This window comes from Natronolimnobius sp. AArcel1 (genome assembly GCF_011043775.1).
In the GTDB taxonomy this organism is placed as follows: Archaea; Halobacteriota; Halobacteria; order Halobacteriales; family Natrialbaceae; genus Natronolimnobius.
Genome location: NZ_JAAKXY010000001.1, coordinates 501,407 through 520,886, shown reverse-complemented (window position 1 = coordinate 520,886; position 19,480 = coordinate 501,407). Strand labels below are relative to the sequence as shown.

Genomic DNA, 19,480 nt, shown 5'->3' with positions numbered 1-19,480 from the left:
GTCGCTGTTATGACGGGCGCTGCTCGTTGTCGCCGTCCGTGGTGGCGTCTCCCGGTCGAAACACAGTCGCTCGCTCGGTTGTCGAGACGCCGTGGGTTGCCTCGTCGACCGATGCAGGCACCTGTTCTGTCCGTTCGGCGTAGTGTGCCTGCAACGAGGCGCGAACGGCCTCACGGACACAGGCACGCGTTGCGCCACCGACCTCGGTTCCGGTCCCCGAGAAGGGCACCGACTCACCCTCCAGATCGTGGCCGACGACAATGGCGTCTGTCGTGGTCCCCGGAAAACCGGTCTCGGCGAGTAATGTCGCCGCTTTCGCCTCCGCTGCCACGGCGATCAAGTTCGCTAATGCGCCCGACGCAAGCGCACGCGTTGTCCCAACGATGAGGTTGACAGTGCCCGTTCCGGGCCGGGTCGGTGCGTCGTCGCCGCTCGAGTTCGAGCCAGATTGATCCGATTTGTCGGGGTTCATCGGCAGCGCCGCCGGGTTCGAAATCCCGGCAGTTGCGTAGGCTGTGACCGACCCACAGCGTGCGCCTCGAGCATCGGCGATGTCGACACCGGTCAGCAGAACCGGACGCTTGGAATCTGCTTCGTTGAATCCGGCCCGTCCGATCCGCTCGCTCGTGTAGGCCTCAAGATCGGTTCGCGCCCACTCTTCGGGGACGGAAATGTTGTACGCTCGATCAGCTTGACACCGCCCACCGTCCCAGCCGGTCGAGAGCCACTCGGTTCCAGAGCGACGAACACAGAGCACGCCGTCTCGTCGGACCGCAGCGTATGCGGGCTCATCCACCGAGTCGGTGTCGGCCTCGTCCATCAGTCAGCCCCTCCGCTCGAGTCGTTCGTCTCGTTTCCATCCATCTCAGCACCGAGCGCGGCGAGCAGTTCGTCGTTCGCGTCGCGGTCTTTGATCGCAACCCGAATGTGTGACTCGAGGCCGGGGAAGGTCGTTGCGTCCCGGATGACGACACCCGCTTCGCGCGCAGACGCGAGGATGTCCGTCACCGAGCGTTCACCGACGTCACAGAGCAGATACGGCGCATCGGAGTGGTCCACGTCGAATCCGCACTCGGTCTCGAGTGCTCCACATACTCGAGCGCGCTCGCTGGCGACGCGGTCGCGCGTCTCACGGACGAACGCCTCCTGTCGCAAACAGTAGGCACCAACTCGTGCGGCTGGCGTTCCCAGCGACCAGGCGCGCCGGGCCGTCTCGAGGGCATCACGTTGCTCTCCGTATGCGACGGCGAAGCCGGCGCGTAATCCCGGCAAACCGAACAGTTTGGTCAGCGACCGGGCAACGATGACGTGCTCGCGCTCGAGTGTGGCTGCCGACGGCAGGTCAGTAAAGCCAAGAAACGCTTCGTCGACCAGCAGCGTCGTTTCGGCGTCGTCACAGCGAGCAGCGAACGCAGTCAGCGCGTCCGGATCGGCGGCCGCTCCCGTGGGGTTGTTCGGCGTGCAGACGACCGCGAGCGCACAGGACTCGAGGAGGTCGGTCTCTACCTCGAGCAGTTCAGAGGCGTCGATATATCGTGGCGTCGCGCCCTGCAAGTGGACCTCCCGAGCGTACTCGCCGAAACTGGGCGCAGGTACCAGCGCTTCGTCGCCGGGCTCGAGCGTGAGTTCCATCGCCAGTCTGATCGCAGCCAGCCCGCCGGGCGTCGGGATGATCTGCGCGGGATCACAGCCAACGAACGCGGCTGCCGCGTCTCGAAAGTCGGCGTAGCTATCGTCGGGATAGCGCCGCGAGGCCTCGAGTGCGTCGGCGTACACCGCCTCGACGCCGTCCGGCGTTTGCGGGTTCGTGTTCGCAGAAAAATCGAGCAGCGATTGATCGGGTTCGCCGCCGTGTGGGACGCGCTCGCCCGTCCGTATCGACTCAGGGTCCATGAGCGCCCTCCGGTGGGTCTGTCGGCTCAGTCCCAGCACCGTCGCCGCCGTCGACACCGAGTCGATCACAGACGAGTTCGATTCGGTCGAGTACCGCCTCGAGCCGTCCGTCTGGAACGAGCGAGAGCGCCCCACCCATCGCGACGCCCTCCTTTGCTTCGCCGACACAGTAGCGTTCCATCGAGACGTGATCACGGTCGTCGAAGCCCGGATCAGTCACCGTTAGCTCACACTCGAGGCGGGCGCAGGCGTCCGCGAGTTCGTCCCCTTGCTCGGCGGCGACGAACGACGTGGTGGCAACCGAGAAGGGTGCGTCGACGCCGGATTGGCGCAGAAGAGCCGCGACAGCGACCATCTGCGTGCCGCCTGCGAGAGTGAGGTCGGTTCCCGACTCGAGTGCGCCAGCCGAGATACCCGCAACGGTTGCCTGTACTGGGTCGCCAACGGCGCGGATTGCTGCGAGTGGCTCCGTCTCACAGTCGCCGGGATCGAGCCCGCTTCGCTCGAGGCCAGTCTCGACGACCCGGCGTTTTTGCTCGAGCGGATTTTCGGGGAGCGACGAGGACACGCCAGCAGGCACGCCAAGCGCGGTGAGAACGCCGAGTGCGGTCGTCGTTCCGCCGGGGATGGTTTCGCCGATCAGGAGTTCATCGTCAGGGAGACTCGCGCCGTAGTCGTACGCGCGGTCGAAAATCGCCGCCGCGTCGGAAACGGCCTCAGGCACGCGAATATCAGTACCGGGAGCCGCGCCGAGTGCGACTGTGGGGGCCATCGTCGGCCGGGCGAGTCCGGCGTCGACGACTGTCAGGTCGAAGCCAACGACCTCCCGCACCGCGCGGGTGATCGCCGCGGGCGTCGGACAGCCGGTCGGGCTCACCGGCGTCACGGGTGCCCCCGTCGGCTCGCCATAGGCGAGAATTTCTGCATCTGCTGCGGGCGTGTAGTTCATCAGGTCCGGGGTCGCGCCAGCGGCGCTAATGCCGTCGATCAGTGCCGTTTCGGTCGTTCCAGCGGCGAGAAGTACGCGCATCATCTAAATCTGGGTGTCTTACAGGAGTTGGGCCGCACGGTGGCTGTCTTCGCGTCGATTCACGTTTACCGCCAGTCGCGGGTTGTAGCTTCGCATGTGCTCGGTCAGCTCGCCAGCACCCACGACGTTGAGCCCCGTTGGCGCGAGGTGGGGGGCCTCCTCGAGTCGCGTCTCGACGCTCACGCCGAGTCGACGCTTGAGCGCAACGGGCACGCAGATGGTCAGCGAGCACTCGCGCGGGCCGCGTTCATGCGACTCGAGCACGCGGTCAATCGTTGCCGCCTCGAGCAGCGGCAGGTCCGCGGCGACGGTCAGCACCGGTCGGTCGATCTCGTCGCGCTCGAGTAGTGCCACGAGGTCGGACACGTAGCCATTGCCGGGCGTCTCGAGCAGGTGGACGCTTGCCTCGTCGCTCGCGATGGACTCGAGGTGGGTCCGTGTTTTTGGCGCGTTTGGCGAGACGGCAGCGTAGTTCGTTTCGATGTGGCTTGACTCGAGCGCTGCGAGCACACGCTCGACCATCGGAACCCCGTCAATGGGGTGCAACGGCTTTTCGTGGGCGCTCTCGAGGCGGGTGCCGTCGCCGCCACACATCACAAGAGCATCCATGCGATCACCCCCGCGTGCGCGCCGACGACGCGGCCGAGTTCGTTGGCCGCGCCGAAGATATCGCCGTTAATACCGTCGAGTTTGCGGTTCGCCCAGTACCAGGGGAGTGTGATGCCTGCGAGTGCACCACAGACGGCAACTGCAACCGGCTGTGGCCAGACGAGTGCTGCCGCGCCGAGGACGACCCCAGCGGGGAGGATGAATCGCCCGGGAGACGCCGCGTCGATGACCTGTTTTCCCATCCCGTCGTGGCTCGCCTCGCCGAAACAGGCCATTGCGGTCATGCCGAGTTTCGCGCCGACCTCGGCACCGACGGCGATGCCGACGGCGACGAGGACGGGGAGTCCGGCCAGTCCGAGTCCTGCGAGGGCGAGTCCGATGATGACGACGGCGACTGCCAGTATCGCGCCAACGCCGGTCGTCGTCTCTTTGAGCACCTCGCGGCGTCGCTCTCGGTCGCCGTGGACGACCAGCGCATCGCCCAAATCTGCCACACCGTCGAGGTTGTGAATGCCCGCGACGGCGTACACTGCGAGCACGTAGCCGAAGGCAACGGTCGGCCCGGGAAGCGTCTCGGTCGCGAGTAACGGAATCGCCGCGAGAGCGCCGACAATCAGTCCGACGAGCGGAAACACGGCGGGTCGCGACCGGAACGCCGCCCAGTCGCCTTCCCGATGACCCACCGGAAGCCGCGTCAGAAAGCCAACGCCGCCGCGGATCGCGCCGATCCAACCGGTTTCCGGGTCGCTCGAGGCCGGATCCGATCCCGCCGAAGCGCCGTTTGCGTCCCCTTCAGCGTCCACATTCTCACTCGGCTCTGTTCTCTCGGTCATCGCCCGCTCACCACCGTCACCGCTGCTGACTCCGTGAGTGTCGAACCGAGCGTTGCGGTTCCGAGCGCAACCCCGAGAGCGACGACGACTGCGACGACTGCCGCGACGCCAACGACGGTGATCGCGCGCTCGCCATCTGCGAGCGTCGGCAGGTTTGCGTCGGGGTTCAGATCGTACACGCCCGGCTTGTGCAGGCGCACCGAGAGCACGCAGGCGAGCGTCGCCATCGGCCACCCCGAATTCGGAGAGGGTGGTTCGCGCGCCCACGCTCGAGCGCGTCCAAGTGCGAACGGATCTGCCCCACCAATCGCGAGTGTCACGGCTGTTACTCGTGCGGGAATCCACATGACGTAATCGTCAAGTTTCGCGCTCGCGGTGCCGATGGGCTTCGAGGGGTAGCCAAGCATCGAATCAAGCGTATTGACGCCTTTGACCCACGCTGCAGCGGCGGCAGCGAGGGGCAACGAGAGCGGTGCGAACAGCGCAAACGGAAGCAGCGTCGCGACGAACCCGTCCGCGAGGTTTTCGCTCGCGCTCTCAACCGCGGCGCTGCGGATCTCCGCCGGGGACAGACTCGAGGCGTCGCGGCCGACCAGCCCCCGAACGTCCTCGCGGGCAGTCTCGAGGTCGCCCTCGGTTGCTGCGATGACCGTTTCGGTCAACTCGAGCAAGGCACGCAAACTGGTCGTCAGAAAGAGCACGAGGCCAGCGGCGACGGCACCGATGAACGGGTGGAGTGCGGTTCCCGCGAGGACAACGCCTGCGGCGACGCCAGCGGGGACGAGCGGTGCGAGGACTGCGATTGCGACGCCTGCCAGTCGCTGGCCTCGTGCCGTCGCGCTCCAGTCACGCTCGAGGTGATCGACCAGTCGGCCGAACCACGCGACGGGATGGAGGCCGGTCCGTGGCTCGCCGACCAGCAGGTCGAGGCTACAGGCGAGCGCGATCACCCCGAGCGTGGTCAGTATCACGACTGTTCGTTGTCTGCTGGGCTACGGTTGTGGAACCGTTCAGCAACGGTCGTCAGTGTTCGGTCCTCGAGTAACAGCGCTGTCCCACCAACGTCTTCGATCCCGCCATCAGTTTGGGGGTCGTCTCCGACGTGGGTCAGTTCGTCGGCAGGGACACCGAGTTCCTCGGCCGTCAGTTCGAAGATTTCGGGCGCGGGCTTGCGCCAGCCACAGCCGACGCTCGTAACGACGGCATCGAACGCGTCGCGGTCTACGTCAGCGCGAATGAGCGTGCGAGCGACGAGTTCGGGGACGCTGCAGTTCGAACAGATAGCGATTGGTCCTCGCTCGCGGGCGGCAGTGACCGCCTCGAGTGCGCCGTCTCTGGTCTCGACGTCGGGATCGAACGCGGCGACGACGGCGCGTCTGACAGCGTTGTGTTCGAAGTCGACGCCGCGACTCGCGAGTGCGTGGCCGACGTGTGCGGGGAGTGGCACCTCGGCGTGTTCGGGCGCGTCGACGTGAGCCTCGGTGTAAGCGTCGGCCCAGTCGGCAGGCACGTCCACATCGCGTGCGGACAGTTCCGTCGCAACGGCTGTTGCCGGGTCATCCGGCGTCTCAACACGAACCAGCGTTCCAAAGAGATCGAACGAGACTGCCACAGCAGTGTGACTAGCACAAGTGGACTTTACTGTCGCGGTTCAGGCGCGTCTCGCGTTCGCCTCGGTCTCTTCGCTCACGTCCTGGCTCACTCGAGTGAAATGATGTTCGACTCGAGGTCGCGTGGATAGTAGGTAAGCCACTCGATGCCGTCTTCCGTGATCGCAATCGTATCGGAGTGACGGTAGCCGTCCGTCTCCGTGTAGATGCCAGGTTCGATTGTCCAGACGTGGCCGGGTTGCATCACTGCGTCGTCGGAGTTGTAGGTCGTGTGCTCGCTCTCGCAATGGTCGCCCCAACCACGGTCGATGTAGGGCGGTTCGTGGCCACCAAGTCCGATATTGTGCCCGACGTGGTGCTGGGCGAGGTCCGCGATTCCCTGTTCCTCGACGTACTCTCGCACCGCGCGGTCGACGGCTGCGATCGGCACGCCAGGACCGAGTTTGTCAATTGCAATGTCTTGGGCCTCACACATGAGCTCGAAGTAGTGTTCTTGCTCATCTGTTGGCTCACCAAGAAACATCGTTCGCTCGAGTTCGGAGTAGTACCCATCGACGGTGGCAGTCGCGCCGGTGATCATCGCGTCACCGGCCTCGAGGCGACGGTTCGCTGTGTGGCCATGGGGGAGGCGCGTCTGCTCGCCGGTGATGTAGCCCGCATGAACGGGACCACCACCGCGAGTGCGTGGAGCGTACTGATCGCCAAGTGCGTCGAGCATCGCTCGCGACGCGTCCATCGAGGCGCGCTGGCTCACTGTCGCCGGGTGTGCGCCGACCTCGGTGTAGTCCGCAAGATACCGGTGGCCAAGGTTTGCCCATTTTGCGGACTCACGTATCAGCTCAACTTCTGTCTCGGATTTCTCCCAGCGCATGCGCGAGACCCAACGGTGCGTCTCGACCTCGAGAAACTCCGTCAGCGCCGGCCCCTGATACCCCATCGTCCCCGGCGCGCCCTCGGCGTCGGCCGCAACGCTCTCTATCGGTCGCTCGAGCCCCTCGAACATTTCGATTGCGGTCCGAACCGGCTCGCCACCGGGGTAGTCGTCGTAGTGGGCGACGATGTCGATCCAGGGATTCTCTTGGACGCGGTCGACCTCGAGTCGGGGTACCGTGAGGGCGACCTCTTCGTCAGTTACTGCGAGAATAACTGGCCGTTCGGTCTGGATATGGTCGAATCCAGTGAGGTACTCAATGCTCGTCGCGCCGAACCAGATGCCCGCGTCAGCGTCGGTCTCAGCGAGGTGTTCGCGGATGCACTCGAGGCGGCTGTCGAACTCCTCGGGTGGAACTCGTGTGGGTGTCGACATACGCCATCAACAACGGACGGACGATAAAAACGTTCAGGAGGCGGCAGTCGGTCGGTTCATCCCGACACGAACGCGTCTCGCTGTGTCCGAAACTCAGGCCTGTCGCGCGAACGCCAGATTGCCCGAGATGTTCTTGATGTAAATCTCGACGACATCGCCTTCGGATGCGCCGGGGACGAAGATGGTGTACTCGCCTTTCTCGGCGACACCGTCGCCTTTGCGGCCCGTGCCGGTGATTTCGACGGTGTACGTCTTGCCCTCTTCGACGGCGTCGGCCTGCTGTTGCTGCTGGCTTGCCGCCGAGCGTTTCGTAACCGGGCGGAACGCACCACAGGCGTCACAGCGAAGCATCGGTGTGCGGTCTTCGCGCACGAGGCGCGTATCCGGCAGTCCACACTCCGAACAGAGCACGTACTCATCAACGTAGGCATCGACGGCCAGCTCGAAGTCCCGATCCGAGAAGGTCCCGTTGTAGCGGGCGCGTCCGTCCTCGAGTTTGCCGCTGGTCCCCATCTCACGCTGGACGAACCGGTGGAGGTGTTCGTCCTCACGCGAGAGCACATCGGCAATCTCGCCGAGATTCCGGAATCGGGTAAACGCCCCGTCTTTCTGGGCTTTGGCGTCCGGGATCTGCAATCGCTGTTCGTCGCCCCCAATGTCGGGAACGTCCTCCATCGCACGGTCGAGACTCGATTCGTAATCCATACGCGAGACCAAACGACGCTGACGTAAATCGGTTCTGCTATCGTGGTCCGGCGACCGGCCGACCCTCGAGAGCGCCGCTAGTGCGGCGGTTTTGCTCGCACTCGCGGCCCACGGCAATCGCCACTTACAGCGAGTCGCCGCCGCGTTCGCTCGGCGACCCCTGCGTGCTCTCGTCGACCGCCGACAGATCGCGTTCCGGATTGGCTTCGTTTTGATTGCCAGCCTCCCCGGTAATCTCTCCGTAGACGGCCTCGCGAACCTCCTCCGGACTGTCGTACTGTTCTCCCGCGAGCCGGTCAAACACGCTGCCGAGTGACTCCGTCTCGTTCGGCATATCGATTGGCTCACTCCCATACTCCGCCGCTATCTCCTCGCTCGTCGTCGGATACTCGAGGTCACCCAGGTGGCGCTCGACGTCCTCGAGAATCGATTCTGTAGTGTCTGCACGCTGGGATTTGCGTTGGGCAGCGCGATCTTGCACACGGTCTCGAGAGGGATCATCGTCGCTCATACTAGGGCGTTTCAGGACTTGACAGAAAAGAAATCGGCTGGCGTTTGCGTGGTGATTGTCATTACTGACGTGTCACTAAGGTAGCTATGTGATACGGCCACTTTGGCAGTGGTATTTCGAATGTATTGACATTCAAAAGACAGTATTTGGGAGTGTGTATGAGACACTTGCACACTCCTCAAGAACAATTTATGTGCCCTGAGTACCAACTGATACCTGCCCCTGGAAAACGGTGGCGCGTTGCCCAACGGCTACCTCTTATCCAGGGTCATTTCCCACAACCGAGAGCGACGGCTCCGTGAGAAGCAGTCGTTCGTTCAAAAATGTGTGCCGGGCACTGAGCGTCTACAGGTCGGCGTCGCCCTCGTCGAAGCGCGGGAAGACCTCTTCCTCGAGCACCTGACAGAACGCTTCCTGATCGGGGCTGTGGCTCTGATAGACGATGTGGTTGAAGCCAGCATCGACGTACTTCTGGGTGACGTCGACGATGTCCTGTGGGTCGGTCGTAATCGTCATCTCCTCGCGGAGGACGTTCGGGTCGACCTTGTCGCCGTGGTCCTGAACGACGCGCGGGTCGGCGATATCCGCCTGGAAGAAGATATCGAGCATCGTGCCTCGCCACGGGAGACATGGCTCGAGTGCGGCCTCCTCGCTGTCGGGGTCGTAGGAAACGTGCAAGTGGATCGAGCGATCGAGGTCGTTAATCGACTCGTTGCGATCGGATTTCTCGACGCCCGTTTCGACGGCCGGGAACAACTCGTCTTGGACGCGCTCTGGGTGTTCAAAGACGGTCACGTAGCCGTCGCCGAGATCGCCGGCCATTCGCGCAAGCGTCGAGCCGTTACTGGCGATGTAGATCGGCGGTGCCTCATCTGGCCCCGTATAGAGGTTTGCCTCCTCGAGCGACCAGAAGTTGCCGTCGTAGCTGACGAACTCGTTTTCGAACAGTGCGCGGATCATCCGAATCGCTTCGGCGGTTCGCTTTGCGGACTCGCCAAAGCCAGGCATTGGCAGCCCCAGTGGGCTCTCGTTCAGTGCCTCGCCGGAGCCGACGCCAAGGAAGACCCGATCAGGGTACATCTCCTCGAGCGTGGCCAGTCGGTGGGCGACGTTACCGGGATGATAGCGGTGGATAATGCCCGTGACGCCCGTCCCGATGACGAGGTCGTCAGTGCGGTCGAGCGCGGCCGGCAGCCACGCCCAACAGTTCCCGCCGTTGGCCGACGAGCCATCCTGTTTGTGATCGAACCAGGGGTGGAAGTGATCATTAACCCATGCCGTGTCGAACCCGTACTGTTCGGCGAGCTCGACCTGTTGCAAACACTCATCTGGCGTGAACTCCTCGAGAGAGGCAAACCAGCCGAATCGAACCATGCTCGTAGCTACGTCGAAGCCCCACTAAGTCCATTCGTCTCGGCGAATCTAACCGCCATCCGTGACAATCTCGAGAAAATCACTGCGGAAGCTCAGTGTTTGCGACGCGAGGGCTCCTGTAGATCCGCTGGCGGCCAGTTATCTAACTCCGCAGCCGTCTCGAGCAATCGTGTCGTATTCTCGCCATCACACAGTGTTATCGTCTGTGTCGACCACGAAACGTTAATAATGCCCGCATCGGCCAACGTCGGCAGGTGTTCATGAACCAGTCGAATCTGTGCCTGTTTGACCATCGTCTCGGTGACGCTCTCTGGAGAGAGTTTGTGCCGACGGGCAGCGACAATTTCCGAGAGCGTCTCGACAGCCAACTCCTCGTTGCGGACGAGTAACTCATCGAGGACGATCTGGCGGTCCGCACTGGCAAGAATGTGCACTGTATCCGTCCGGTTCATACGCCCATGAGAAGTCAATCGGGCTGGTATATAAAAATCACATCGGCTAATCACGTTGGATATGCCACTCTCGAACTGCAATAGCACGTCGCTTGACATCTCTCTTTCGCATGTATACGCGTTTTACTCGCCGCTCATCACCTATTGAATCCGCAGTACCGTTGTTCTTGTTGTAACAACAATACGGTTATATTTGACACTACCAATCGCTTCGTCAATGGAACAGGGAGAGTCCGAATCAACCGATCGAACAATGGTGCAGTGTACCACCTGCGGATCTGCTTACGCTGCGCGCCGCCTCGATGATGAGAGATTCGTCCCAATCGGTTCTCGCAACGGGTGCTCGTGTGGTAGTACGTCGTTCGACGAGCTCACCGATACGACACTCGAGTTCGATGAAAACCTCGAGGACGATGAGTAACGTTTTTGGAGGCACGAATCCCGCTGGTGACCGCGAGGAGGTCACGCATACCTGTCTCTCATCCGTGTTGTCGTTTCGGAACGTTCAATTGAATTGGGTTTGACACCAATCGTATGTCTACCACACAGACGAGGCGAATGCAGCCACAGACTGTTGGTATCATCGTTGCGTTCTTTGCAGTGCTCGGTGGTCTCTGGAGTGTGCTTGTGGGCGGTGTGTTTCCCCTTATCGGACTGAGTTTACTCGGAGTCGCACTCGCTATCGCGTATCTTCTGTTCTATCTGACGCTCGCCGTCGAGGAGCTTGCATACGAATCCTGACTGAGTCACACAGGTCTGGCTGATCGCCCAGCAACACACTGTCCTCGAGTTGGCCCGCGTCTACGGACGGTTGATCGAACATCGCTCCGTATCAACCGCACCGCTGTGAACTCTGTCTTAGCCAATTCCCTCGAGTGACACAGCGATGATGGGGTGGCGGATGACGAACCCAACGAACTCCGTCACGAGCAACTGGATATCGAACTCGAGGTGTCGAAACAGTTCGAGCGGGATGACGATTCGTAGCGCATCCAGGAGCACACGGCACAGCCGACGCGTGGTACCAGACGTACCACTGGGCAGATCACTCACGTCCGTTCGGTGTCCAGCGACCAGCCGGTCAGCTGGCTCGCCCGCGGCTGGCGGCGGAACGAACACCCACAGATAGACGCAGTCGGCCTCATCGTCGACCGCCAGCATCGTCACCTCGTGGTCGGAGTGTGTTGCCCGATCCGCACTCAGTGCGGACCGGATGAGAACCACGACTGGCATTACTGGACCCCCTCGAGTCCCCATCCGGGTCCCTGTCGTCCTACCCCTATCCACGATGGGAGGGTGGTCCCGCTGTGCTGTCTGGTCTCGTCGTCAGTGTCCACCCGCAGTCTGTATACCGTCGCGTACGCTGGTTCAATCGACATACATCACTGGACACCGGGTGGCCCGATAAGCCCAGAGCGGAGGTGAGCGGAACCAAGTCGCTATCGGCGCTCGAACCTCTGATCAGCACAGAGAAGCGTTCTCTCGCGGTGAGCGGAACCCGAACGGAACGAGCGGAACTGCTCAAAACTCGGGGACGGCGTAGGCTTTCCCCTTCCCGTTTCCGCTCGAGTCGATCAACCCGTACTTGTCCTCGAGATTCGAGAGATACCGCCGGCGGGTGCTCGTTGCCTTCGGGGTCTGTGCTCGCTGCTCGTAGGCCTCGTGGAGTTCAGTCGCCGGAACTTCGCCCGCTGCCTCGATAATATCGTACAGTAGGCGCTTGTGCGTCCCCAAATCCTCGACGCGATCCAGATGAATCTCTTCGCGAGCAGCGGTTCGGTTGTCGTCGACGACGGCCGTCGTGATCTGCGAGCGGTCGTTCTCACGCATGACTGCGCGTGCAGCGCTCCGGAGGATGCCAATCGCTTCTCGTGCATCACCCGCGGCGACGTCTGCGGTGTAGTGGATCGCGTCGCTGGTGATCGTCCCTGGTCGAAGCCCGGCACGGATGCGCGCCTGAAGGATATCAACCAACTGCGCGTGCGTAAACCGCTCGAGGCGGAGCGTCTCCGCGCTCCGCAGGCGACTTCGCACTCGGCTGTCGATATGTGCGAACAAGTCGTCTTCGTCGATGGTAATCGCGACAATCGTCACGTTCGGCAGTTCATACAGCGCCTGTAGTGTGGTATCATCCTCGAGGACGTCCACCTCGTCGATGATCGCGACGACGCGGCGGTCACTCTCTCGAAGTCGGTGGATAAATTCACTCGTTGGCGATCCCGCTTTACGAAGATCCGCACCAAGGCCCGCATCGCGCATGATGCCGTAGAGAACCGCCGCTTTAGACGACCCGGAAATACAGTTGTGGTATCCCCAGCGGAAATCCAGCGTTTCACGCTCGAGTTCCTGTACGACGAACTTCGCGAGCGTCGTCTTGCCAGTTCCGCTCGGGCCGAACACCAGCACGTTTTCGCCACGGTCTCCGTCTGCGATTGGCCGCAAGGCGTCCGCTAACTGCTCGATCTTGGCGTCCCGGTGGTGGAGGTCACTGGGGATATGAGAGGGACGAAGGGCTCGAGCGTTGTCGATCATATGTATTGGACAAAGGGGTTTCTGCTGCTATGATTAATCACATATGTCTCTCTGTGCCATTGGTATTAATTCAATTGATCAAACCCATCTTCTCGAACATTGAATAAGGTTGGATGAAGGATAGCTTCGCTTATTATAGCAGAAATAAGCGGACCAACGAACAGTAAGAGGGTAAACCACATTCCAGTACTATCAGACACCACAATATCATTATTTAGACTAATTGAAAGCCCGTTTTGAATCACATGGGTACTCATACCAAAAAAAGTCATAAAATAAATAGTGAGGATAAAAGAATACCCAAAACTAAGTGACCTATCTACAATATTGTCATAATAGTCGGTTTGTAACTCTAAGTCGGCTAATGACGAAATCCTCAGACTCATATTCATTATAAGAGTAACAAAAATAACTGCAATCCATATTTCTAACCCAACATCAAGTGAGGCACCCAGAGGTGATACAGTATATAAGAATAAGAAACCTGTTGTTGTTATCACAACAATGAAATTATAGACAGACAGTAGTATGATTTTCATGGATAGCTTTTCATAATCTTCTCCTGGAGTCAATTCATCCACATCAACACCTTCATATTTCAGGTGGTACTTTGCTCGGTGACAGGTAACGAGTTTAGCGTATAGGAAGTGTGCCCCCCTTACCACACCAATTGATATAATGCCGCCTGCTAATAAGAATGCAAGAAAAGGCCCCCAACTTATTTCGGCCATATAATCTAAGCTTCTATTGAGGCCTCAATTGATTCAATGTAAACGCCAACCCATAATAATGCAATGGATATAAAGAGGACTGCAGGTCCAATATTACCTACTGAATTAATAATTTCTGTTCCGGTGAGTGTTGTAAAAACACCTGCACCACTCCCTACGGTCCCTATTGTATATAGGACGTAGCTAATTTGGAACATGTTATTATCGTCACTTTCTCTGAAAGTCATAAATATCTAACGGTTGTTGCTCTTTTAGAGATTGACTGTGCCTCTATTCTCAACTTATGAGTTCGGTGTGGTTGGGGGGATCTCTCAGTTCCCATTAGCCAGAAAATCCTGATACGAGGGTTTTAGTAAGAACACCATTATCCTCGAAACGAATCTATTCTATCTCAGATATTGTGTAAATATATTATTTATCACTCCCGAATATGAGTGTAAATAAATACAATTTTGATTCCCTGTTGATTTGCATGAAAACGTATTTGAGATAAGCATGTAATACATAGATCATATGTGTTGGTATAATGGCTATTAATTGGTGGGTGCAGTGATCTTTCGTTAGTAGACTAGGCGTAACCACGTGATATCTAGCGACGGCAATGCTCAGAGTTCCATCTCCGTTAACACCTTTCCTAAATTCCACAATTAGACATCTATTCCACTCCAGCAACAGTAGATATAAGTCACATCACGTCAATAATACAACCGGAAGCCAAACCGGGCATGAATGAAATGCCCCGGGTGTAGCAGCACCCGAGACGGCTTCCAAAACCCGCCAGGGGTTTTGCAAGCATGATTCCGTTCATTCTACCGGGATATAAACATCCCGCACGACAGTCGAATCGCACACCTCGAGCGCCAGCACCCTCTCGAGTCGCATCAACACCACCACCTACCGCAGTCGCCGATCACGGGCGAACACAACGCCTCGAGCCTCGCAGCCATTCCACAACTAGGCAGAGGCGATGACTGACGGGGACAATTCCGACGACGCATCGGCCCTCGGAACCTGCCCCGCCTGTGGCAACCCGATGGCGATGACCGTCGTCCTCGGCCCCGGCGATGCCTACGCCAATCCCTGTGGCTGTCGAATCATCCCCGACTCGAGTCGGGCGTCCGACCCATCAGGGGTTGGCTCCGATCTCGAGTAACACGGGTTCACTTTTTTCGACGAAAACTGCGGGCTGCTGGCCTGATTTGAATATAGGCATAGTCCCGTCGGTTCGGATTCGCATGCTCGTACACACGATCCACAAATTCTAGTTTCCTCGACTCACTGAAAGTCCATTCAGCCCAAAATGGGAGTATTCCTATCACTCTGTCACAGTAGCTCGAAAGATCGGCGGCCCGACCACCGACCAATATGCACACGGGGTTCGTTGTCTCGTGTGCATATTTGGGCAACGTCTTTTGCCAACGTGCAACCTCAAGGGGATGCATCAATTACTGATAAAGTACATATGATCCTACTGACCATCTCCTAATCATTCACTTGTTCAGAATTCTCTACAAGTACTCTGATCATGGAGAACTGGTAAACCGTAGGTGAATCCGGAGCTGTATGTGTCGCGCGGGCAAATTGGCGGTTTATATCTTGGACCACATATTCCCTATCCCTCTTCTCGAGGGTGCTGACTAAATTACTTATATCCTCGAATTCAACATCAGCAAGTACTATCTCTTCTCCTACCGATGGTATATCAACACCTTCTGCACCATCTAGCTTTGTAATTCGCTCTCCAGTATCAGCATCTATAAAAAGCATTTGCTGATCTACGTCTTCAATCTCTTTTTCACTCATTCCAGTCACCCAGTAATTGCCCTGGCCACTTGCTGTTTCACTTCGTCTTTATCGGTTCTGTCGGAACGATGACTTTGATCATCTTGCTCGATTGAGTTTTCAACCGATGAGACAATCTCGACGGTGGCCTGACTTTGTGACGAATCTAAGATCTGGGTGGCATGTTCGAGGATATCAGCATGTGCACTTGCAAGCGCTTTCGCCAGTTCGCTATCCTTGTTAAGTTTGAACGTCTTTGTATTTCCGGTCGTCCCTGTTTGTTCGATCACACCGAGCATCTCAAGTTCGTCGATGTTCCGATGGAATGTGGACTGAGATACGTCGGCTAACGCTTCGACGTCCGACGCTGTTAGCTCCTCGTAGTGCTTCCGGATGAACAGATCTAGGATTTTCACCCGGCTCGGCGTCGCAAACAGTCGGACAAACGGCGAACTCTCGCTATATACACCTCCCGTTCCCGACTCGTATCCAGGTGCCATGTCTAGACCACTGACCCGACAGCGTATAAATCTATTTCATAATTGGGACGGACTCCGTCATGGGTGCAATGGCAGTCCCGAACACTCACATAACTGCCGATACATTTGCTAGTCGTGAACTGGGAGTCGGACTCGCATCGGGCGATGATGAAACTCGATATCGCTCTCGAGTTGTACAAGCGATCTCATTGGGACCCATATTCGGTCCTGATCGACGACCTCGAGACGTTCTCAGAGGAGCATGCTGACGAAAAATGCCGTGAGTTAGTCGCTGAAGTTGTCGAAGAGTGCGATGCGATTGACTATGCGAACCGTAGCGAAACCCGGATTCAATTGACAAATCGTTCAAAACCACAAGACTACATCGAGGACCTGAACAAACAAAACGACTGGTACAAGTAGTCACTTGTCGGGATAATTCTTGCATAATTTGGTGAAGGGGCACTCAATACCGGAAAGAAGTATGTGACGGATAGATAACATGGGAGGAAGGATTTGATTTCAGAAAATAGTACGCGGAGTTGTGTTCTTTGACAACCCTCATTTCATGTGGTTCTCCTCGAGCATTCTGTTCAGAGGTGGGTCAGGGGCGGTGTATTTTTTGTCTTTGTCCCCTTGGGGACACGCCAAGGATGTTTTCACGCGAAGCGCGAAACGACCCCACATGCGGTGCGGCGAGATCGGCGTGGCGACCCCGCCCTCGAGCGCAGAACCACAACTAGAAGTGACTACACAGCGCCCTTACGCAAGCAAACGTGTTGAAAACAGGTGTCAGAACAGCATTGCCACGCAGAGCAGCAGTGCTCCCAGTCGGCGAGTGAACTGAGTCTCAAGTGCAACTCGCATCAGTTGTATTTTCCGAGAAAATCCGCTCTCCCCGATTTGAACAGCTGGAAGACGGTCGCGCTCACTTCGTTCGCGCGCTGCGACTTCCATGTTCAAATCGGCTCGGGGTAGACTTCTCACTGCTCACGTTGTTCGCAGGAGAAGTCCGCCCTCCCCGATTTGAACGGGGGGCAAGTCGATCTACAGTCGACTGCTCTACCAGTCTGAGCTAAGGGCGGTTGCACTTTCACGTAGACGCCGTTGCCAATATAAGGGTTATTATTCGGACCGAAACGAAACTCCTCGAGCGGTATGACTAGCAGAATGATTGATATGGGAGGCCACACAATGTGAGTGTAACCCACTGCATGAGTAAGATCACGTTTCGCGCCGACGATGCCCTCGTCGAGGACCTCGAGGCGCTCGAGCTCTCCAAAAGCGAAGCGATGCGAGAGGCGCTTCGAGCGTATCTCGACGGGCCACGCGGGACACACTCGGGCGAGGCCAGCAGGTCCAGCGCCGCGCAGAGTGATGTCAACGGGGCCGAGGGTGAGCACGCGCGCAACCGTGATCACGGCGCAGTCACCGAGGACACCGCAATCGATGACATCGTTCGCGAGCGCGTCGATGAGCTGGTTTCGGAGCGACTGACCGCACTCGGACTCGATCCGACGGACCCGATGAACATGGGCTCGCGCGCACACCCACACGCGAATGAGTCCCAAGATATCAACGTGACAATCTCGCTTGCAGACCGTGAACTGGACACGCACCAGCAACACGACTCACATGCACAGACTCGAGGCCACGTGTCTGACACACGCCATGCGAGCGATGCACACCCAGCTGTCGGACACGATGTGGCTGGAAGGCACCACGACGGTCCGTCGGACACCGATCACACCCATGATCAGACCGCCGGACCAGCACACTCGACATCATGTGCACAGTGTGGCGAGTCTGTCGACGAGGACCACGTATACTGCCCGAACTGCGGCGAAAAAGCCTCACACCGGCTGTTCTGTGAGTGCGGGGATGAGTTCCGATCCGATTGGGCATTCTGTCCCGGCTGTGGGCGTCGGACACCCTCAGCGGATGTCCTCGAGTCGAATAGTCGGCAATCGTGAGTGTTGTAAGACACTGAAAGTCGTGTCCGACGAAAGCTTTATTATCCAAGACCGTATTCCGTTTATTCGCGTAAGACGGTCGTCTTACACCAGGCCGAAATGGCCGAAAACCGCCCGATGTCGGGCGATTCCGGTGTAAGACACGCCGCGTCTGACAGGGGCGCGCACCGTCTTACCTCAACGGGGAATACAATCATGGAGCGTGTGACACTGCGAATTCCGAAACAGCAGATCGAGGAGGTCGAACAGTTAGTTGATTCGGGCGAGTTCCCGAACCGAAGCGAGGCGATTCGGTCGGCCGTCCGTGAGATGATCAACGAGGAGTACGACGGACAGACCGAACACTCCCGACAGCGTACGTGGGCGAAGGTGTAACGATGCAGGATATCGTACAAGACGCCCTCGAAAACGCAGAACAGGAAGCTCGGGATATGGACGTCGATATGGACGACGACGAGTTTGGCGACCCACGGATCGTCATCGTCGGCTGCGGTGGCGCGGGTAACAACACCGTCAACCGTCTGTATAACATCGGCGTCGAAGGCGCTGACACCGTCGCGATCAACACGGACAAACAGCACCTGAAGATGATCGAAGCCGACACGAAGATCCTCGTCGGCAAATCCCTGACCAGCGGACTCGGTGCCGGTGGCGACCCATCGATGGGCGAGCGCGCAACCGAGATGGCACAGGGAACGGTCAAAGAAGTGCTTGGCGACGCGGACCTCGTGTTCGTGACGGCAGGCATGGGTGGCGGGACCGGCACAGGTGCCGCCCCTGTCGTCTCCGAAATTGCGAAAGAACAGGGCGCAATCGTCGTCGGCATGGTCTCGACACCGTTTAACGTCGAGCGCGCACGAACCGTCAAGGCCGAAGAAGGCCTCGAGCGACTGCGCGAGCAGGCTGACTCGATCATCGTTCTGGATAACAACCGACTGCTCGACTACGTCCCGAACCTCCCGATCGGCAAGGCGTTCTCGGTGATGGACCAGATCATCGCCGAAACGGTCAAGGGCATCTCGGAGACGATCACCCAGCCAAGCCTGATCAACCTGGACTATGCGGACATGTCCACGATCATGAATCAGGGTGGCGTCGCGGTGATGCTCGTCGGCGAGACCCAGGACAAGAACAAGACGGACGAAGTCGTCAAAGACGCGATGAACCACCCGCTGTTGGACGTCGACTACCGTGGTGCATCCGGTGGTCTCGTCCACATTACTGGTGGACCGGACCTCACCCTCAAAGAGGCCGAGGGAATTGCGGACAACATCACGGAGCGCCTCGAGGCCTCCGCGAACGTCATCTGGGGTGCCCGGATTCAGGAGAACTACAAGGGCAAGGTCCGCGTCATGGCGATCATGACCGGCGTCCAGAGCGCACAGGTACTCGGCCCAACGACGCAGAAACAGGCCGACAAATCCCGCGCGAGCATCGAAGGCGTCAACGACACGGACTTCGACGCGAGCAACAACGTCGAAAGCGGAACCAACGGCTACGGTGCGAAAAGCGATGGCGGCCGTAACGAAGTCGACAAACACAACGGCGTCGACGTCATCCGATAACGCCAGTCACCGTTTTTTGCGGTCATCGCATCGATTTTTCATCGGCTCACTCGAGAAGAGTTGCTTCGTAGCTGTTCTACCCGGCGTTTACAAGC

Annotated in this window: 26 protein-coding genes and 1 tRNA gene; 7 read left to right on the top strand and 20 right to left on the bottom strand. The window is 58.8% G+C overall.

Going from position 1 to position 19,480, the window contains the following annotated elements:
• Positions 1 to 7: 7 nt before the first annotated feature.
• The 12 genes from G6M89_RS02505 to G6M89_RS02450 form a co-directional block, all read right to left on the bottom strand.
• Positions 8 to 820: an adenosylcobinamide amidohydrolase gene (locus tag G6M89_RS02505; RefSeq protein ID WP_165160214.1), complete on the bottom strand. Its 813-nt coding sequence runs from the start codon at positions 818 to 820 to the stop codon at positions 8 to 10.
• Positions 820 to 1,893, bottom strand: coding sequence for an aminotransferase class I/II-fold pyridoxal phosphate-dependent enzyme (locus tag G6M89_RS02500; RefSeq protein WP_165160213.1), 1,074 nt, complete (start codon positions 1,891 to 1,893; stop codon positions 820 to 822). The genes G6M89_RS02505 and G6M89_RS02500 overlap by 1 nt, the downstream gene beginning before the upstream one ends.
• Positions 1,883 to 2,923 carry a nicotinate mononucleotide-dependent phosphoribosyltransferase CobT gene (cobT, locus tag G6M89_RS02495; protein ID WP_165160518.1) on the bottom strand — a complete coding sequence of 347 codons (1,041 nt, stop codon included), beginning with the start codon at positions 2,921 to 2,923 and terminating at the stop codon, positions 1,883 to 1,885. The genes G6M89_RS02500 and cobT overlap by 11 nt, the downstream gene beginning before the upstream one ends.
• Positions 2,924 to 2,941: 18 nt before the next feature.
• Positions 2,942 to 3,517 (bottom strand): NTP transferase domain-containing protein, encoded by a 576-nt coding sequence (locus G6M89_RS02490; RefSeq protein WP_165160519.1) that lies wholly within the window; start codon positions 3,515 to 3,517, stop codon positions 2,942 to 2,944.
• On the bottom strand, positions 3,517 to 4,365 hold the full coding sequence (gene cobS, locus G6M89_RS02485; protein WP_165160212.1) for an adenosylcobinamide-GDP ribazoletransferase: 849 nt from the start codon (positions 4,363 to 4,365) through the stop codon (positions 3,517 to 3,519). The genes G6M89_RS02490 and cobS overlap by 1 nt, the downstream gene beginning before the upstream one ends.
• Positions 4,362 to 5,336 (bottom strand): adenosylcobinamide-phosphate synthase CbiB, encoded by a 975-nt coding sequence (gene cbiB, locus G6M89_RS02480; protein WP_343162615.1) that lies wholly within the window; start codon positions 5,334 to 5,336, stop codon positions 4,362 to 4,364. Before cbiB ends, cobS begins: the two co-directional genes overlap by 4 nt.
• Complete coding sequence (locus tag G6M89_RS02475) at positions 5,333 to 5,977, bottom strand: HAD family hydrolase (RefSeq protein WP_165160211.1); 645 nt, start codon at positions 5,975 to 5,977, stop codon at positions 5,333 to 5,335. The genes cbiB and G6M89_RS02475 overlap by 4 nt, the downstream gene beginning before the upstream one ends.
• Positions 5,978 to 6,063: 86 nt before the next feature.
• Positions 6,064 to 7,281 (bottom strand): Xaa-Pro peptidase family protein, encoded by a 1,218-nt coding sequence (locus G6M89_RS02470; RefSeq protein ID WP_165160210.1) that lies wholly within the window; start codon positions 7,279 to 7,281, stop codon positions 6,064 to 6,066.
• 93 nt (positions 7,282 to 7,374) lie between these two features.
• Positions 7,375 to 7,986 carry a translation initiation factor IF-2 subunit beta gene (locus G6M89_RS02465; protein ID WP_165160209.1) on the bottom strand — a complete coding sequence of 204 codons (612 nt, stop codon included), beginning with the start codon at positions 7,984 to 7,986 and terminating at the stop codon, positions 7,375 to 7,377.
• A 124-nt stretch (positions 7,987 to 8,110) separates the two neighbouring features.
• Positions 8,111 to 8,497: a hypothetical protein gene (locus G6M89_RS02460; protein WP_165160208.1), complete on the bottom strand. Its 387-nt coding sequence runs from the start codon at positions 8,495 to 8,497 to the stop codon at positions 8,111 to 8,113.
• A gap of 345 nt (positions 8,498 to 8,842) precedes the next feature.
• On the bottom strand, positions 8,843 to 9,871 hold the full coding sequence (locus tag G6M89_RS02455) for an LLM class flavin-dependent oxidoreductase (protein ID WP_165160207.1): 1,029 nt from the start codon (positions 9,869 to 9,871) through the stop codon (positions 8,843 to 8,845).
• A 92-nt stretch (positions 9,872 to 9,963) separates the two neighbouring features.
• The gene (locus G6M89_RS02450; RefSeq protein WP_165160206.1) at positions 9,964 to 10,323 is read right to left on the bottom strand and encodes a hypothetical protein; all 360 of its coding nucleotides are present in this window, start codon (positions 10,321 to 10,323) and stop codon (positions 9,964 to 9,966) included.
• A gap of 217 nt (positions 10,324 to 10,540) precedes the next feature.
• Here G6M89_RS02450 and G6M89_RS02445 point away from each other — a divergent pair, with 217 nt between their 5' ends.
• Both G6M89_RS02445 and G6M89_RS02440 read left to right on the top strand, forming a co-directional pair.
• A complete protein-coding gene (locus G6M89_RS02445; protein WP_165160205.1) occupies positions 10,541 to 10,744 on the top strand; it encodes a hypothetical protein in 204 nt (67 codons plus the stop codon).
• A gap of 113 nt (positions 10,745 to 10,857) precedes the next feature.
• Positions 10,858 to 11,064, top strand: coding sequence for a hypothetical protein (locus G6M89_RS02440; protein ID WP_165160204.1), 207 nt, complete (start codon positions 10,858 to 10,860; stop codon positions 11,062 to 11,064).
• Positions 11,065 to 11,181: 117 nt separating this feature from the next.
• Here the strand turns inward: G6M89_RS02440 and G6M89_RS02435 are convergent, their stop codons facing one another.
• From G6M89_RS02435 to G6M89_RS02415, 5 genes are all read right to left on the bottom strand, one after another.
• Positions 11,182 to 11,556: a hypothetical protein gene (locus G6M89_RS02435; RefSeq protein WP_165160203.1), complete on the bottom strand. Its 375-nt coding sequence runs from the start codon at positions 11,554 to 11,556 to the stop codon at positions 11,182 to 11,184.
• Positions 11,556 to 11,702 carry a hypothetical protein gene (locus G6M89_RS02430; protein ID WP_165160202.1) on the bottom strand — a complete coding sequence of 49 codons (147 nt, stop codon included), beginning with the start codon at positions 11,700 to 11,702 and terminating at the stop codon, positions 11,556 to 11,558. The genes G6M89_RS02435 and G6M89_RS02430 overlap by 1 nt, the downstream gene beginning before the upstream one ends.
• Before the next feature lie 142 nt (positions 11,703 to 11,844).
• Complete coding sequence (locus G6M89_RS02425) at positions 11,845 to 12,855, bottom strand: Cdc6/Cdc18 family protein (protein WP_165160201.1); 1,011 nt, start codon at positions 12,853 to 12,855, stop codon at positions 11,845 to 11,847.
• A gap of 65 nt (positions 12,856 to 12,920) precedes the next feature.
• Positions 12,921 to 13,586 (bottom strand): hypothetical protein, encoded by a 666-nt coding sequence (locus G6M89_RS02420; protein WP_165160200.1) that lies wholly within the window; start codon positions 13,584 to 13,586, stop codon positions 12,921 to 12,923.
• Between the two features lie 5 nt (positions 13,587 to 13,591).
• Positions 13,592 to 13,813 carry a hypothetical protein gene (locus G6M89_RS02415; RefSeq protein WP_165160199.1) on the bottom strand — a complete coding sequence of 74 codons (222 nt, stop codon included), beginning with the start codon at positions 13,811 to 13,813 and terminating at the stop codon, positions 13,592 to 13,594.
• A gap of 740 nt (positions 13,814 to 14,553) precedes the next feature.
• Between G6M89_RS02415 and G6M89_RS02410 the strand changes: the two genes are divergently transcribed.
• Complete coding sequence (locus tag G6M89_RS02410; protein WP_165160198.1) at positions 14,554 to 14,739, top strand: hypothetical protein; 186 nt, start codon at positions 14,554 to 14,556, stop codon at positions 14,737 to 14,739.
• Positions 14,740 to 15,068: 329 nt separating this feature from the next.
• Here G6M89_RS02410 and G6M89_RS02405 read toward each other — a convergent pair whose 3' ends face one another.
• Both G6M89_RS02405 and G6M89_RS02400 read right to left on the bottom strand, forming a co-directional pair.
• Positions 15,069 to 15,389, bottom strand: coding sequence for a hypothetical protein (locus G6M89_RS02405; protein WP_165160197.1), 321 nt, complete (start codon positions 15,387 to 15,389; stop codon positions 15,069 to 15,071).
• Positions 15,390 to 15,394: 5 nt separating this feature from the next.
• Positions 15,395 to 15,868, bottom strand: coding sequence for a winged helix-turn-helix domain-containing protein (locus G6M89_RS02400; RefSeq protein WP_206335415.1), 474 nt, complete (start codon positions 15,866 to 15,868; stop codon positions 15,395 to 15,397).
• Between the two features lie 114 nt (positions 15,869 to 15,982).
• Between G6M89_RS02400 and G6M89_RS02395 the strand changes: the two genes are divergently transcribed.
• Positions 15,983 to 16,270, top strand: coding sequence for a hypothetical protein (locus G6M89_RS02395; protein ID WP_165160195.1), 288 nt, complete (start codon positions 15,983 to 15,985; stop codon positions 16,268 to 16,270).
• A gap of 588 nt (positions 16,271 to 16,858) precedes the next feature.
• Here G6M89_RS02395 and G6M89_RS02390 read toward each other — a convergent pair.
• A tRNA-Tyr gene (locus tag G6M89_RS02390) sits at positions 16,859 to 16,932 on the bottom strand.
• 129 nt (positions 16,933 to 17,061) lie between these two features.
• Here G6M89_RS02390 and G6M89_RS02385 point away from each other — a divergent pair.
• The 3 genes from G6M89_RS02385 (at position 17,062) to ftsZ (ending at position 19,385) form a co-directional block, all read left to right on the top strand.
• Positions 17,062 to 17,820: a zinc ribbon domain-containing protein gene (locus G6M89_RS02385; protein ID WP_165160194.1), complete on the top strand. Its 759-nt coding sequence runs from the start codon at positions 17,062 to 17,064 to the stop codon at positions 17,818 to 17,820.
• A 195-nt stretch (positions 17,821 to 18,015) separates the two neighbouring features.
• Complete coding sequence (locus G6M89_RS02380) at positions 18,016 to 18,195, top strand: ribbon-helix-helix domain-containing protein (protein ID WP_165160193.1); 180 nt, start codon at positions 18,016 to 18,018, stop codon at positions 18,193 to 18,195.
• A 2-nt stretch (positions 18,196 to 18,197) separates the two neighbouring features.
• Positions 18,198 to 19,385 carry a cell division protein FtsZ gene (gene ftsZ, locus G6M89_RS02375; RefSeq protein ID WP_165160192.1) on the top strand — a complete coding sequence of 396 codons (1,188 nt, stop codon included), beginning with the start codon at positions 18,198 to 18,200 and terminating at the stop codon, positions 19,383 to 19,385.
• The last annotated feature ends 95 nt before the right edge of the window (positions 19,386 to 19,480 follow it).

Excerpts from the sequence above, each read along its gene's own strand:
- G6M89_RS02415 (WP_165160199.1), bottom strand. The coding sequence starts at position 13,813 with ATGACTTTCAGAGAAAGTGACGATAATAACATGTTCCAAATTAGCTAC.
- G6M89_RS02385 (WP_165160194.1), top strand. The coding sequence starts at position 17,062 with ATGAGTAAGATCACGTTTCGCGCCGACGATGCCCTCGTCGAGGACCTC.
- G6M89_RS02450 (WP_165160206.1), bottom strand. The coding sequence starts at position 10,323 with ATGAACCGGACGGATACAGTGCACATTCTTGCCAGTGCGGACCGCCAG.
- G6M89_RS02405 (WP_165160197.1), bottom strand. The coding sequence starts at position 15,389 with ATGAGTGAAAAAGAGATTGAAGACGTAGATCAGCAAATGCTTTTTATA.
- G6M89_RS02425 (WP_165160201.1), bottom strand. The coding sequence starts at position 12,855 with ATGATCGACAACGCTCGAGCCCTTCGTCCCTCTCATATCCCCAGTGAC.
- ftsZ (WP_165160192.1), top strand. The coding sequence starts at position 18,198 with ATGCAGGATATCGTACAAGACGCCCTCGAAAACGCAGAACAGGAAGCT.
- G6M89_RS02465 (WP_165160209.1), bottom strand. The coding sequence starts at position 7,986 with ATGGATTACGAATCGAGTCTCGACCGTGCGATGGAGGACGTTCCCGAC.
- G6M89_RS02505 (WP_165160214.1), bottom strand. The coding sequence starts at position 820 with ATGGACGAGGCCGACACCGACTCGGTGGATGAGCCCGCATACGCTGCG.
- G6M89_RS02380 (WP_165160193.1), top strand. The coding sequence starts at position 18,016 with ATGGAGCGTGTGACACTGCGAATTCCGAAACAGCAGATCGAGGAGGTC.
- cobS (WP_165160212.1), bottom strand. The coding sequence starts at position 4,365 with ATGACCGAGAGAACAGAGCCGAGTGAGAATGTGGACGCTGAAGGGGAC.
- G6M89_RS02460 (WP_165160208.1), bottom strand. The coding sequence starts at position 8,497 with ATGAGCGACGATGATCCCTCTCGAGACCGTGTGCAAGATCGCGCTGCC.
- cobT (WP_165160518.1), bottom strand. The coding sequence starts at position 2,923 with ATGCGCGTACTTCTCGCCGCTGGAACGACCGAAACGGCACTGATCGAC.
- G6M89_RS02400 (WP_206335415.1), bottom strand. The coding sequence starts at position 15,868 with ATGGCACCTGGATACGAGTCGGGAACGGGAGGTGTATATAGCGAGAGT.
- G6M89_RS02445 (WP_165160205.1), top strand. The coding sequence starts at position 10,541 with ATGGAACAGGGAGAGTCCGAATCAACCGATCGAACAATGGTGCAGTGT.
- G6M89_RS02430 (WP_165160202.1), bottom strand. The coding sequence starts at position 11,702 with ATGTCGATTGAACCAGCGTACGCGACGGTATACAGACTGCGGGTGGAC.
- G6M89_RS02500 (WP_165160213.1), bottom strand. The coding sequence starts at position 1,893 with ATGGACCCTGAGTCGATACGGACGGGCGAGCGCGTCCCACACGGCGGC.
- G6M89_RS02420 (WP_165160200.1), bottom strand. The coding sequence starts at position 13,586 with ATGGCCGAAATAAGTTGGGGGCCTTTTCTTGCATTCTTATTAGCAGGC.
- G6M89_RS02435 (WP_165160203.1), bottom strand. The coding sequence starts at position 11,556 with ATGCCAGTCGTGGTTCTCATCCGGTCCGCACTGAGTGCGGATCGGGCA.
- G6M89_RS02455 (WP_165160207.1), bottom strand. The coding sequence starts at position 9,871 with ATGGTTCGATTCGGCTGGTTTGCCTCTCTCGAGGAGTTCACGCCAGAT.
- G6M89_RS02440 (WP_165160204.1), top strand. The coding sequence starts at position 10,858 with ATGTCTACCACACAGACGAGGCGAATGCAGCCACAGACTGTTGGTATC.
- G6M89_RS02410 (WP_165160198.1), top strand. The coding sequence starts at position 14,554 with ATGACTGACGGGGACAATTCCGACGACGCATCGGCCCTCGGAACCTGC.
- G6M89_RS02470 (WP_165160210.1), bottom strand. The coding sequence starts at position 7,281 with ATGTCGACACCCACACGAGTTCCACCCGAGGAGTTCGACAGCCGCCTC.
- G6M89_RS02490 (WP_165160519.1), bottom strand. The coding sequence starts at position 3,517 with ATGTGTGGCGGCGACGGCACCCGCCTCGAGAGCGCCCACGAAAAGCCG.